Origin of the sequence: Streptomyces sp. URMC 127, assembly GCF_051386535.1 — a bacterium.
GTDB lineage: Bacteria > Actinomycetota > Actinomycetes > Streptomycetales > Streptomycetaceae > Streptomyces.
The window spans coordinates 1-12,613 of the sequence record NZ_JBPQTW010000050.1 but is presented as its reverse complement, the minus strand read 5'-3'; the positions used below and the strand labels follow the sequence as shown (position 1 = coordinate 12,613).

General features: G+C 75.0%; 9 protein-coding genes. 1 reads left to right on the top strand and 8 read right to left on the bottom strand.

Translation table 11 applies throughout. From position 1 onward, the window contains the following. Window positions 1-4 precede the first annotated feature (4 nt). Window positions 5-1,387: a xylan 1,4-beta-xylosidase gene (locus ACSNOH_RS13995; protein WP_436721619.1), complete on the bottom strand. Its 1,383-nt coding sequence runs from the start codon at window positions 1,385-1,387 to the stop codon at window positions 5-7. A 178-nt stretch (window positions 1,388-1,565) separates the two neighbouring features. Here ACSNOH_RS13995 and ACSNOH_RS13990 point away from each other — a divergent pair, with 178 nt between their 5' ends. After that, the gene (locus ACSNOH_RS13990) at window positions 1,566-2,714 is read left to right on the top strand and encodes a DUF5925 domain-containing protein (protein ID WP_436721618.1); all 1,149 of its coding nucleotides are present in this window, start codon (window positions 1,566-1,568) and stop codon (window positions 2,712-2,714) included. Between the two features lie 444 nt (window positions 2,715-3,158). Here the strand turns inward: ACSNOH_RS13990 and ACSNOH_RS13985 are convergent, their stop codons facing one another. The 7 genes from ACSNOH_RS13985 to ACSNOH_RS13955 form a co-directional block, all read right to left on the bottom strand. Then, on the bottom strand, window positions 3,159-3,530 hold the full coding sequence (locus tag ACSNOH_RS13985) for a GntR family transcriptional regulator (RefSeq protein ID WP_436721617.1): 372 nt from the start codon (window positions 3,528-3,530) through the stop codon (window positions 3,159-3,161). Window positions 3,531-3,548: 18 nt separating this feature from the next. Next, on the bottom strand, window positions 3,549-5,282 hold the full coding sequence (asnB, locus tag ACSNOH_RS13980; RefSeq protein WP_436721616.1) for an asparagine synthase (glutamine-hydrolyzing): 1,734 nt from the start codon (window positions 5,280-5,282) through the stop codon (window positions 3,549-3,551). Window positions 5,283-5,473: 191 nt separating this feature from the next. Next, the gene (locus ACSNOH_RS13975) at window positions 5,474-6,661 is read right to left on the bottom strand and encodes a type III PLP-dependent enzyme (RefSeq protein ID WP_436721615.1); all 1,188 of its coding nucleotides are present in this window, start codon (window positions 6,659-6,661) and stop codon (window positions 5,474-5,476) included. Then, on the bottom strand, window positions 6,658-8,373 hold the full coding sequence (locus tag ACSNOH_RS13970; protein ID WP_436721614.1) for an IucA/IucC family protein: 1,716 nt from the start codon (window positions 8,371-8,373) through the stop codon (window positions 6,658-6,660). The genes ACSNOH_RS13975 and ACSNOH_RS13970 overlap by 4 nt, the downstream gene beginning before the upstream one ends. Continuing rightward, window positions 8,374-9,573, bottom strand: a complete 1,200-nt coding sequence (locus tag ACSNOH_RS13965) for an MFS transporter (RefSeq protein ID WP_436721613.1) — start codon at window positions 9,571-9,573, stop codon at window positions 8,374-8,376. Then, a complete protein-coding gene (locus tag ACSNOH_RS13960; protein ID WP_436721612.1) occupies window positions 9,570-11,318 on the bottom strand; it encodes an IucA/IucC family protein in 1,749 nt (582 codons plus the stop codon). Before ACSNOH_RS13960 ends, ACSNOH_RS13965 begins: the two co-directional genes overlap by 4 nt. Continuing rightward, the gene (locus tag ACSNOH_RS13955) at window positions 11,315-12,568 is read right to left on the bottom strand and encodes an ATP-grasp domain-containing protein (RefSeq protein WP_436721611.1); all 1,254 of its coding nucleotides are present in this window, start codon (window positions 12,566-12,568) and stop codon (window positions 11,315-11,317) included. The genes ACSNOH_RS13960 and ACSNOH_RS13955 overlap by 4 nt, the downstream gene beginning before the upstream one ends. Window positions 12,569-12,613: the final 45 nt, after the last annotated feature.

Below are 12,613 nucleotides of genomic sequence, written 5' to 3'. Positions count from 1 at the left end.
CGGTTCAGCCGGCCCAGCGGATCTCGTTGGGCGCCAGGTCCAGCGGCTTGCCGTCCACCTCGACGGTCAGCCGCCGGTCCTGCATGTTGACGACGAGGACGGTGCTGCCCGCGGCGAGCGCGCTGACGGCGTCGCGGTTCTCGCCGGTGACCTCGGGAGTGCGCAGCTCCGCGCCGGGCGGGAAGGCCTTGCCGAAGCGGGACAGCAGGTCCAGCATCGGCAGGCCGCCCCCGCCGCCCTTCAGTTCGGTGCTGCGCCACAGGCAGCCGGGGCAGTCGGCGCCGGTCTCCTCGGGGTTCCAGTAGAAGGCCGCGGAGACGCCCGCTCTGGCCAGCTGCACCATGGTCGTGGCGTGCACGGCGAGGCGGTGCGGCTCGGTCCACAGCTTGCGGTCGTCGTTGGCGTCGGCGGGCTCCACGTACCACTCGGACCACCAGACGGGCAGGCCGGTGGTCCTGCGCAGCCACCTGGTCACGTCGCCGAACTTCGCGGTCGCCGCGAACTCGTCGGGGAAGAGCTTGCTGCCCTCGCGGGTGTAGCTGGCGCCGTCGACGACGAGGAAGTCGGCGCCCTTCTTGTGGGCGTTCCAGTACGTGAGGGCGTCGACGGCCCGCTGGTCGACCGAGCCCCAGGGGCCGCGCACGGACGAGGCGTTGGAGGACGAGCCGGGCGGATTGCTGTCCATGCTGATGTAGGGGCCGCCGACGACGTTGGCGCTGTTCTGCCGCTTCAGCTCCGCGTAGACGAGGTTGTACAGCTCGGTGTAGCCCTCGTAGTTCCAGCGGCCCTTGCGCTCGTCGTAGAAGCCCTTGAACTCGTTCCAGACGATGAAGTGGCGGATGTCGGGGTAGCGCTTGGCGATGACGCCGGCGAGCTCGGCGAAGTCCCGGTAGTGGGCGCGGTCGGGCGCCTTCTCCAGGGACTTCTGCGACCAGTCGGTGCGCTCGCCGCCGCCCTTCATCCAGTCCGGCGCGCAGCACAGGGTGAGCACGGGCGTCGCGTTGGTCCTGCGCATGAAGGCGACGCGGCGGTCGAGGTCGCCGAAGTTGTACGTACCGGGCCTGGGCTCGGGGTTGTCGACGCCCCAGCCCATGATGTGCTGGTTCTGCGGCATGGGCGTGGCGGCGAGGAGGCCGGCGGCGGCCCGGCGGGCGGCGTCGTCGCCGCGGTCGGCGCTGTACTGGGTGTGGGTGAAGCCCCAGCCGAGGTCCACGGCGGCCGACCGGTCGCCGTCGGAGCCGTCGGAGAGGTCCCCGCCGCCGGTCTCCAGGCTGGTCGCCCACAGGACGAGCAGCAGGCCCAGGGCGAGCGCGCCGGCCGCGACCAGCACGGCCCACCGCCATCGCCCCGCCCGTCGAAACGTCCGGACTGCGCCACGTCGTCCCATCACGGGCAAGCGTATCCGCGGCCGAATCCCCGTGGGCGCGTTCCGGACGAACGCGGGCAGGTGTCGTGGTTCCGGTCGCGGATCCGGCGTGGCCGGGCGTGAAGGAGCCGGGTCCCTCCGGGGAGCAAGAGGGAAAACCTGTGTGCGCAAGGGGCACCGGTGCCGGATCATGGGCGGCATGTGTGCCGACCGCCGCCCCAGCGCCAGGAGTCAGGCCCTGCCCACCGACCCGGACTTCGCTCCGGCCGAGAAGTCGCTGCCGATCCGGCTGACCATGGACGACAGCGACTCGCCGTCCGACGTCATCGACGCCCTGTTCCTGGGCCGGTTCGCCACCGGCGAGCAGCCGTACGCGCACAGCCACTCCGTGGACCGCGTCAAGTCCGGCGTCACCCTCGTCCCGCGCGGAGCGCACGACGCGGCCCGCCGGCGGGACGACGACCGCAGCGCGTCCCTCGTCGAGGGCGACGGCTGGACGATGCTGGTCTCCCGCTGGAACCGGGGGGCGGACGTGTCCGTGACCGCCACCACGGACGAGCTGGCCAGGAAGGTGCTCGGCCAGGCCGTCGAGGGCGCGGAGGACGAGCCGGAGCCGCAGCCGGAGCACGTCACCATGGGCTTCTGGTACGTCTCGCCGCGGCGCGGGCCGCACCGCACGACGCGGCAGATCTCCGCCGGCACGTGGGAGGAGGTGCGGCCCAACTACACGGCGCGGGTCGCGGACGCCATGGACCGGCTGATGAAGGTCACCCCGGACGACATCGCCGGGCGGCTGCTCCTCCTGCACGGCCCGCCCGGCACGGGCAAGACGTCCGCCCTGCGCACGCTCGCCCGGTCGTGGCGGGACTGGTGCCAGGTGGACTGCGTGCTCGACCCCGAGCGGCTGTTCAACGACGTCGGCTATCTGATGGACATCGCCATCGGCGAGGACGACGGCAGCTCCAAGGGCCGCTGGCGGCTGCTGCTCCTGGAGGACTGCGACGAGCTGATCCGCGGCGAGGCCAAGCACACGGCGGGGCAGGCCCTGTCCCGGCTGCTGAACCTCACGGACGGGCTGCTCGGGCAGGGCCGCAACGTCCTCGTCGGCGTCACCACCAACGAGGACCTGGAGCGGCTCCACCCGGCCGTGGTGCGGCCGGGCCGCTGCCTGGCCCGGATCGAGGTCGGCCCGCTGACCCGCGGGGAGGCGGTGGCCTGGCTGGGCACGGAGGAGGGCATCGGCCGCGAGGGCGCGACCCTCGCGGAACTGTTCGCCTTGCGGCGCGGCGGGGGGCCGGCGTCGGTGCCGGCGGCGCGCGGCGGGGTGGATGCGGGGTTGTATCTGTGACGCCCCCGCCTGACCTGCGCTGACGGCCCTGCGGCCCGGGGCCGGTCCGGCACCGCCGGAAAGGCGCGTGGTGGCTGGGCGCCGCTGCGGCGGAAGAAAGGGGCGCGCCCTCGGGCATGGGGCAGCCCCGTGACGCCCTACGAGCCGAGGCCCGTCCGGCACCGCCGGAAAGGCGCGTGTCGGCTGAGCGCCGTCGCGGCGGGAGAAAAGGGCGCGCCCTCGGGCAGGGGGGCAGCCCCGTGACGCCCTACGGGCCGAGGCCCGTTCGGCACCGCCGGAAAGGCGCGTGGTGGCTAGGCGCCACTGCGGCGGGAGAAAGGGGCGCGCCCTCGGGCATGGGGCAGCCCGTGACGCCCTACGGGCCGAGGCCCGTTCGGCACCGCCGGAAAGGCGCGTGGTGGCTAAGCGCCGTTGCGGCGGAGAAGAGGGCGCGCCCTCGGGCGGCTAGCCGTACACCGCCCGCAGGGCGTTCTCCGCCGCCGCGTGGGCGGCCTCGCGGTCCAGGCCGAGGCGGTGCACCCGCTCCGCGAAGGCGGCGGCCGCGGCCGCCGCCTCGCGCGTCGCCGTGTCGCCCGGGGCGGCGACAAAAGAGCCGTGGCGGCCGCGGGTCTCGATGACGCCGTCGGCCTCCAGCGCGCGGTAGGACTTGGCGACGGTGTTCACGGCGAGGCCGAGCTCCCCGGCGAGGCCGCGGACCGTGGGGAGCTTGAAGCCGACGGGCAGCTCGCCGGAGCGGGCGAGCCCGGCGATCCGGGCGCGGATCTGCTCGAAGGGCGGCTCGGCCGCGTCCGGGTCGACGGTGATCTTCAGGGTCACGCCGGGACTCTACAGCGTCTACAGCTCCAGCGCGGTGCCGTGCATGCGCAGCCACGCGTCCAGGTTGAGGACGAGTTCGGTGGCGGAGCGGAACGCCTCGCCGGCGTCGTCGGCGAGGGAGGCGGCGACGGCCCCGGTGTCGAGCAGGGGGCGTACGGGCGCGTCCTTGTCGGCGAGGACGCGGGCGAGCTCGGCGCGCAGCGCGGCGGCGTAGCGGGGGTCCTGGATGCTGGGGTAGGGGCTCTTGACGCGGTCGGCGACCTTCGCGGGCAGCACGTCGCGGACGGCGGCGCGCAGCAGGGACTTCTCGCGGCCGTCGAAGGTCTTCATGGCCCAGGGGGTGTTGAAGACGTATTCGACGAGGCGGTGGTCGCAGAAGGGGACGCGCACTTCGAGGCCGACGGCCATGCTGGCGCGGTCCTTGCGGTCGAGGAGGAGCTGGACGAAGCGGGTGAGGTGGAGGTAGCTGATCTCGCGCATGCGCCGTTCGAGGCCGGTTTCGCCGGGCAGCCGGGGCACTTCGGCGAGGGCTTCGCGGTAGCGGGCGTCCTGGTAGCCGGGGAGGTCGAGTTTGGCGAGGAGGCCGTGGTCGAGGAGGGCGGAGCGGCCTCCGCTGTGTTCGCCGGCGAAGCGGTCGGCGGCTCCGGCGGCGGCCCAGGGGAAGGTGTCGGCGTGGACGTGCTCGGGGTCGTGGAACCACCGGTAGCCGCCGAAGACCTCGTCGGCGGACTCGCCGGACAGGGCGACGGTGGACTGTTCGCGGATGGCCTTGAAGAGCAGGTAGAGGGAGACGTCGCCGTCGCCGAAGCCGCTGATGGGCATGTCGCGGGCCGCGAGGACGGCGTCACGGTGGGCCTTGGCCATCAGGTCGGCGGCGTCGAGGACGATGTCGGAGTGGTCGGAGGCGACGTGGGCGGCGAGGGCGGTGATGGCGGAGGAGTCGAGGCCGCCGGAGAGCAGGGTGCACAGGGGGACGTCGGCGATGAGCTGGCGGCCGACGATGTCGTCGAGCAGGTCGCGGACGTGGCGGACGGTGGTGCCCAGGTCGTCGGTGTGCTCGCGGGCTTCGAGGGCCCAGTAGCGGCGCAGGACGACGCCGCCGCGGCGTATGCGGGCGGTGTGGCCGGGGGGCAGTTCGTGCATGCCCTTGTAGGCGGCGTGGCCGGGGGTCTTGGTGAAGGCGACGAGTTCGGCGAGGCCTTCGGCGTCGACGGCGGGGCGGACGGCCGGGTGGGCGAGGATCGCCTTGGGCTCGGAGCCGAAGAGGACGCCGTCGGGGAGCGGGAAGTAGTAGAGCGGCTTGATGCCCATGCGGTCGCGGACGAGGAGGAGTTCCTCGGTGCGCGGGTCCCACAGGGCGAAGGCGTACATGCCGTTGAGGCGTTCGGTGAAGTCCTCGCCCCACTGGAGGTAGGCGTGCAGGACGACCTCGGTGTCGCTGTGCGTGCGGAAGGTGTGCCCGTGGGCTTCGAGTTCGGCCCGCAGCTCGCGGTAGTTGTAGACCTCGCCGCTGTAGGTGGTCACGAGGAGGGTGCGGCCGTCGTGCTCGGCGGACATGGGCTGGGTGCCGCCCTCGATGTCGATGACGGCGAGGCGCCGGTGCCCGAGGGCGGCGTGGGGGGCGAGCCAGGTGCCGCCGGCGTCGGGGCCGCGGCAGGCCATGGTGGCCGTCATCGCGTCGAGCGTGCCGCGCGCGGTGGTGAGGGCCGTGAGGTCCTGGTCGTAGGAGATCCATCCGGTGATCCCGCACATGGTTGCGGTCTCCCCTTTCGGTAGGCCGGTCCCGGGTACTTCCGGGCGTGGCTGTCTCCCCCGTGGGGTGCGGGCCCCGCCTCGGGGGCGGCGGGGACCGCGTGGATCACCGTACGCCCATTTAGATGCATGGGCCATCCATGTAGCGGTAAAACGCTGGGAAAGCAGTCGGGAACCGGCCAGCTCCCGGGCTAGGAGAGGAAGTGGAAGGTGGGGGCGGGATGCATCAGGAACTCGTGGTGCGAGATGTTCCAGGCGTACGCGCCCGCCATCGCGAAGGCGACCCGGTCCCCCGTCCGCAGCTCGGCCACGGCCACCGCCCGGGCGAGGACGTCCTTCGGCGTGCACAGCTGCCCGCTGATCGTCACCGGCTCGTCCAGCGCGGCCGGGCGCGGCCAGGGGCGGTCCCACGCGTCGGCGGGCAGCACGGTGAAGGGCTGGTCGTGGCCCTTGGCGGCGGGAGTGCGCAGGTGGTGGGTGCCGCCGCGCACGACGGCGAAGGCCTCGCCGTGGCTGTGCTTGACGTCGAGGACCTCGGTGACGTACCAGCCGGAGTAGGCGGCGAGGGCCCGTCCGGGCTCGATGCGCAGCCGGTAGCCGGGGTGCTCGGCGGCGAGCCGGGCGAGGCCGGCCCCGTAGGCGGCCCAGTCGAAGCGGGTGTGCGGGCGCGCGTAGTCGACGGCCATGCCCCCGCCCACGTTGACCTCGTCCAGGCCGAGGCCGTGCCGCTCGTCGAGGGCGCGGGCCCAGGCGGTGACGCGGCCGGCGACGGCGAGCAGGGCGGGGGCGTCGAGCCCGCTGGCGAGGTGGGCGTGGATGCCGCGCAGCCGCAGCCGGGTGCCGCGCAGCAGGGGCAGGCACGCCTCGGCGCGGCGCGGGTCGAGGCCGAAGGGGCTCGGGCGGCCGCCCATCGCGAGGGCGGCGCCGCCGAGTTCGGTGTCGCCGGCGGGCAGGTTGACGCGCAGCAGGATGTCGGTGGGCGCGGTGCCGGGGCGCTCGGCGGCGAGGGCGGCGAGGAGGCGCAGTTCGCTCTCGCTCTCGACGTGGATGCGCTCGGTGCCCAGGTCGAGGGCGAGCCGCAGTTCGGGTTCGGTCTTGCCGGGGCCGCCGAAGGCGAGCGGCAGGCCGGGGACGGCCTTGCGGACGTGGGCGAGCTCGCCGCCGGAGGAGACCTCGTAGCCGCTGACGTACGGGGCGAGGGCCCGCAGGAGCTCGGGGGCGGGGTTGGCCTTGGCGGCGTAGTACAGCTCGGTCTGCGGGGGCAGGGCCGCGCGGATCTCTCCGGCGTGCGCGGCCAGGGCCGTGAGGTCGTGGACGTAGGCGGGGAGTTCGTTGCCGGGCAGGCCGGCCGCGTAGCCGGCGGCGCGGGGAAGGATCACGGGGCGGGACTCCAGGTCTCGGTGCGGGCGGCCGTGGTGAGGCCGGCGGTGGACAGCAGGTCGGGCACCAGCGGCGAGGCGATGCGCACGTAGCCGGCGTCGCGGTCGGCCTTGCGCTCCCAGCGGGTGAGCAGGTTGGCCTTGGCGGGCAGCGGGACGCCGGCGATGAGGGCGCGCAGCAGCGGGGGGTTGCCGTGGGCCGCGGCGCGGTCGGCGAAGGTCCGGCGGACGGTGTACCAGAGCTCGGGTTCGAGGTGCGGGTGGAGGTCGGCGAGGGCGGCGAGGACCTCGGCGATGTGGTTGACGACGAGGCAGTAGACGACGCGGTCCCAGCCGCGTTCTCGGTCGTACGTCATGGGCCGGGCCACGTCCGCGGGCAGGCCCGCGAGGGCTGTGGCGTGGTGGCCGGGCAGCAGCTTGGTGCCTTCGAGGTCGCGGAAGAGGACCTGCCGGGGCGTGCCGTCGGCGCCGACGCCGAGGACGACGTTCTGCAGGTGGGGTTCGAGGACGACGCCGTGGTCGAAGTAGGCGGCGAGCACGGGCGGGACGAGCAGCCCGAGGTAGGCCCGCCACCAGGCGAGGGCCGCGTCGGGGCCGGTGCCGTGCAGCAGGCTGCCGAGGTGGGCGCCGCCGGTGGGGTACTCGTCGGCGACGGCGGCGGCGAGCAGTCCGGTGACGCCGGGGGCGAGGCGGGCGCTAAGCCCCTCGCGGACGATGACGCCGAAGCCTTCGGCGAGGTCGCGGCTGCCCAGGTCCAGGGTGCGGTAGGCGGGTTCGCGCAGCAGGCCGGTGCCGGGGAAGCGGGCCTCCAGGTCGGCGGCGGCCCCTTCGAGGAGGCGGGTGAGGGCGACGGCGCCGGCCAGCTCGTACTCGGCGTTCTTGCGCAGGCAGTTGGTGATGCGGACGTTGAGGCTGAACTTGAGGAAGTCGCGGCCGTCGTAGAGGGTCCGCACGGACGCGGTCGGCTCGAAGGGGGCGCCGCCGGGGCCGAGGTCGAGGACGTCGCGGCGGGCGACGGCGGCGCGCAGCACCGGGTGGTCGCGCAGCATCGCGTACTGCCAGGGGTGGGCGGGCAGCAGCACGTAGCCCTCGGGGACGGGCCGCTGCCGGTCGAGCGCGGCCAGGGCCCCGGGCGCGGCCGTCTCCTGCCGTACGCGCTCGCGCCGCACGGCCAGGTGGTGCAGCGGGAAGCGGGCGCGGGCCTCGGGGGCGTAGCGGGTCCAGTCCGCGGCGGCGCCGGTGCGGGCCTTGGGGGTGGGGTGGAAGCGGTGGCCGAAGAGCAGGGACTGCTCGGAGTCCATGTACGGGTCGGGGCCCGGGGCGCCGCGCGGGGCGTCGAGGGCCGCGGTGACGCCGGCGTGGCTGGCGGCCACCTGGCCGAGGAACTCCTCGTTGCGGACGCCGGTGCGCAGCTCCAGCTCGCGGTGGATGTGCTCGGCGAGGTCCTGCCAGGTCAGCTCGGTCCAGTCGCCGTCGCGCCGGCCGTGGACGGGGCCGGTGAAGCGGTGGGCGCCGATGAGGGAGGTGCGCCGCAGCCCGGCGCGGAGCAGGATCCCGCAGCGGGGCAGGCGCAGCAGCAGGTGCCCGTCGGTGACGGCGGTCTGGTGCTCGGGCCCGGAGACCTCGCGGAGCAGGCAGTTGAGCAGGGTGTGGGCGACCACGTGGTCGGCGGTGGCCAGGCCGGGGAGGGCGGCGGCGGGTGCGGAGGACATTCAGCGGCTCCAGCGGGTGCGGAGGAGTGTGGTGGTGCTGATGACGGCCGTCAGGGCTGCGACGGCGGATCCTGCGACGAGGGGTGCGGCCGGGCCCCAGAGGCCGGTTGCGGCGGCGGCTGCCGCTCCGGCGACGACGGCTCCGGCCTTGGATATGAACTCCAGGGAGCCGAACAGGCGGCCGGGCCCGCGGCCCCGGCTGGCCTCGGCGGCGAGCGCGGACAGGCTGACGAGGCCGAGCGTCATGCCGGCGCCGAGGAGCAGCCGCAGCGCCACGAACGAGGCGACGGTGGAGGCCCCCCAGTGCCCGGCGAGGGCGGCGGCCACGCAGGCGAAGCCGGTGACGGCGCCGAGGTGCGGGCGGTGGGCGACGGCGGCGTGGACGGGTTTGGCGAGGAGCAGGTAGCAGGCGTGCGGGAGGGCGAAGAGGGCACCCCCGGCGGACGGGCCGAGGCCCGGCAGCCGTTCCCCTATCAGGGTGAGGAGGTAGGGGTAGGAGATGACGGTGGCGAGGACGAAGGCGAATTCGAGGGCGTAGAGGGCGCGCAGCGGGCCGGGCGGCGGGGCCTCGGCCGGTGCGGCGGCGGCCTCGGGCCGGGATGTGCGCGGCGGTTCGGGCAGGGCGCTCAGCATCAGGGCCGCGGCCAGGGGCAGGACGGCGAGGAGCGCGTACTGCCGGTGCGGGGAGAGCCAGGGGCTGAGGCCGCCGACGAGGACGGGCGCGGCGACGAGCGCGAGGCGGGCGCTGCCCTGCATCAGGGTGAGCGCCCAGGAGAGCCGGCGGCCTTCGAGGGCCGCGGCGAGGTAGCCGTTGGAGGCGGCGAAGGTGCCGCCGAGGACGCCCTGCAGGACGAGGGCGGCGGTGAAGGCGGGCAGGCTGTCGGCGAGCCCGGCGAACAGGAAGGACAGGGCGAGCCCGAGCTGGGCGCGCAGCAGCAGGCGCTTGCGGCCGAAGCGGTCGGCGAGCCGTCCCCACAGGGGTGCGCCGAGGGCGCCGAAGACGGTGGGGACGATGTAGAGCAGCCCGGCCCAGCGGGCGCCGCGGTCGCCGAGGGCGGGCAGGATCTCGGTGAGGTACGGGGGCAGGCCGAGGGCGGCGAACGAGGCGACGAAGTAGCACGCGGCGACGGCGTGGATCTGGCGGGTGCGCAGCACGGGCCGGTCTTCGCGGGTGCGGCCGTCGTGGAGGAGGGCCGTCATCGTCCCGCGCCCCGCAGGTAGTTGGGGCCCTGGACGTAGTGCTTGTTGATGTCGGCGGCGCCGGAGCGCTCCTTGGTGAGCAGGGTGCCCGCGGTGACCATGGCCTTGACGGGCAGCCGGTCGGCGTCGAGGACGCGGGCGCGCAGGACGGCGGCGGCGCCGGGGGAGATGCGGGCGACGCGCTCGACGGCCTCGGCGAGCCGGTCGCGCAGGCGGGCGAGGAGCCCGCCGAGGGGGGCGCGGCCGAGCCGGGCGAGCTCGAAGACGGGGGCGGCGGCGCACAGGTGGACGGTGATGGTGGCGAAGACGTCGGCCACGGGGCCGTCGCCGGAGACGAGGATGCGCCGGTCGTCGAAGCCGAGGAGGTCGGCCGCGGACCCGCCGAGCCGGGCGGCGAGGCGCACGGCGTACACGCGCGGCCCGTCGTTGTCCTTCAGCAGCAGCCGCAGCCGGGGCTTCCCGCCGGGGGCGTCCAGGACGAGGGAGGTGTTCTGCTGGTGCGATTCGAGGGCGATGCCGTACGAGAAGAGGGTGGTGTGCCAGTCCAGGAGGAGAGTGAGGTAGGCGTCGAGGAGGGCGGTGAGCGAGCCGCCGTAGTAGCGGTCGGCGAGTTCGTCGGCGACGAGGGCGCCGCCGGGGGCGCGGGCGAGCAGCGCGGCGACGGGCAGGACGTGGGCGTCCTCAAGGCCGGCCGGGTAGCGGCGGGCGAGGACGGCGAGGAGTTCGTGGTCGGACTGCAGGTGGGTGCGTTCGTCGGCGAGGAGGACCCGGCCGGCGAAGCGCGGCTCGTGGGCGATGACCTCCTCGAGGAGGCGCTGTCCCACCTCGCCGTCGAGGAGGGTGCCGGGCTTGATGGTGCGCCGGTTGCGCAGGCCCAGGGTGGCGGTGGCGAGGGGCAGTTTGAGGTGGGTGGCCGGGTCGGCGGCGACGGCGACCGTGCGGGTGGAGAGCGTGGGCAGCACGTCCAGCCAGGGCTTCTCGGCGAAGCGGGCGGAGCCGGCGAGGCCGGCCGCGCGCAGGGCCGCGGCGAGGGGGCCGGCCGCGGTGAGCGGGTGGACGGGCAGGGCGGTGTGCGTGGCGTCGAGGCCGCGCAGGCCGAGGGCGGCCGGAGCGGGCCACCAGGCGGGCAGGCCGCTGCGGTCGCCGCGCACGGCGCCGTCGGGGAGGGCCAGCCAGTGCAGGGCGAAGGACGGGTGGAACTCGGGTGCGTACGCGCGTATTTCGTCCTCGGTGAGCCCGGCGCGGGAGCGGCCCGTCGGGTAGACGGGGTGGTCGCGGTAGGCGGCGAGCGTGTCGTAGGCGAGGGAGCCGCCGAGGCCCGTCCAGCCGCCGGTGTGCCGGCCGTAGGTCTGCGTCAGGTGCGCGGTGACGTCGTCGCGGGCGCGGTCGTGCAGGCGCGCGGCGGCCAGCGCCTCCTCGCACTCGGCGAGGAAGGCGTCGAAGCCGGGCCGGTCCTCGGGGGGCACGGCGCCGCGCAGCCGGGTGAGGACGGGGCGCAGCCCGGTGAGCGTGCCGGCGGGCGTCTCGACGAGGGGTTCGCGCGCCTGGATCTCGCACTGGAAGCCCTCGGGGGCCACGGGCAGCAGGAGGGTCTCGCCGGGGGTGCGCAGGTGGAGCCAGTCGCCGTCGGGGCGGTGCTCGGTGAGGGCGCGGGCGCGCAGGCCGTAGGCGTCCTCGCGGAGCAGGGTGCTCAGGACGCGCTGCAGGAGGTCGTCCTCCACCACGTCCGTACTGGTCAGGCTCATGACATGATCTCCCAGCGCTGTGCGGCCAGGAAGGCCTCGACCGCCTGGTCGATCCGGCCCTGGTCGGTGCCGGTCGCCCTGATGACGCCGAGGTAGTCGCGGTTGGTGCGGTGGAGCGGGTGCGCCTCGCCGGTGCCGCGCAGCGGCCGGTAGACCAGCCGTACGCCGTCACGCTCGGTGTCGCTCGCCGGGGGCGCTTTTTCGAGCGTACCCCCGCGGTCGGCGCAGACATACTCCACGCGCAGCCTGCCGTCAGGTCGGGCGCCGAGGTCCGCGGGCAGCGGCTCGCCCAGGTGGGTGCGCAGGATGTGCTCGAAGAGGGGTATGCCGAGCACGTCGGCGAGGGCGAGGTCGCACTGGTCGCCGATGGCGCGGTAGTTGACCTCGATGATGCGGGCGCGGCCGCCCTGGGTGACGTACTCGGTGTGGCAGGCGCCGAAGCCGACGCCGAGGGCGCGCAGCTGGGCGAGCACCTGCTCGGTGTGCGGCTGCGGCGGTGCGGGCAGCAGGTCGAGGCGTTCCTCGATGAAGTGCGGCGGCGGGGAGAGCCGGGTGCGGAACGAGCCGAGGACGTGCAGGGTGCTGCCGTCGCCGAGGGTCTCCAGGGTGTGCAGCTCGCCGTCCAGGTACTCCTCGGCGACGAGGGGGGCGCCGGGCCTGCGCGCGCGGATGGCGCGGCAGTGCCGGACGAGGTCCGCGGCGTCCTCGGCGAGGACGACGTCCTCGCTGGCCACGCCCTCGCGCGGCTTGACGACGCAGGGGTAGGGCAGGCCCGCTTCGGTGAGCCGCCCGGGGAAGGCCTCCGGCTCGTCGCCGGGGCCGAGGACCGCCGAGCGCACGGGTTCGATGCCGGTTTCGGCCGCGGTCTCGGCGAGGCGGTCGCGCAGCAGGGCCTTGTTCTTGGTGGCCAGGGCGGCGCGCCAGTCCTTGCCGGGCAGGCCGAAGTAGGCGGCGGCCAGGGCGGCCTGGGGCTGGAGGTGGTCGCTGTTGGTGAGCACGGCGTCGGGGCGGGCCGCCGGGCCGAGTGCGGAGATGCGGGCGACGACCTCGCGGTAGTCGGTGACGTCGCAGCCGAGGACGGCGAGTCCGGGCAGTTTGCCGCCGTCGGCGACGCTCTGTTCGTACGCGCGGCGGTGGGCGGCCGGCTGGTCGGTGAGGACGGTGACGTCGAGCCCGAGGCGGGCGGCCGCGGGCAGGAAGCCGAGGGTGACGGAGTCGGTCGGGTTCAGGGCGAGGAGGTGAAGCCGCACGGGGGGCGCCTTTCGACAGGCTGAAGGGGGCGTGGGTGCGTGGGG

Bases quoted from the DNA above. Each gene is read 5' to 3' on its own strand.
- ACSNOH_RS13960 (WP_436721612.1), bottom strand. From the start codon at position 11,318: ATGAGCCTGACCAGTACGGACGTGGTGGAGGACGACCTCCTGCAGCGC.
- ACSNOH_RS13970 (WP_436721614.1), bottom strand. From the start codon at position 8,373: ATGTCCTCCGCACCCGCCGCCGCCCTCCCCGGCCTGGCCACCGCCGAC.
- ACSNOH_RS13965 (WP_436721613.1), bottom strand. From the start codon at position 9,573: ATGACGGCCCTCCTCCACGACGGCCGCACCCGCGAAGACCGGCCCGTG.
- asnB (WP_436721616.1), bottom strand. From the start codon at position 5,282: ATGTGCGGGATCACCGGATGGATCTCCTACGACCAGGACCTCACGGCC.
- ACSNOH_RS13995 (WP_436721619.1), bottom strand. From the start codon at position 1,387: ATGGGACGACGTGGCGCAGTCCGGACGTTTCGACGGGCGGGGCGATGG.
- ACSNOH_RS13990 (WP_436721618.1), top strand. From the start codon at position 1,566: ATGTGTGCCGACCGCCGCCCCAGCGCCAGGAGTCAGGCCCTGCCCACC.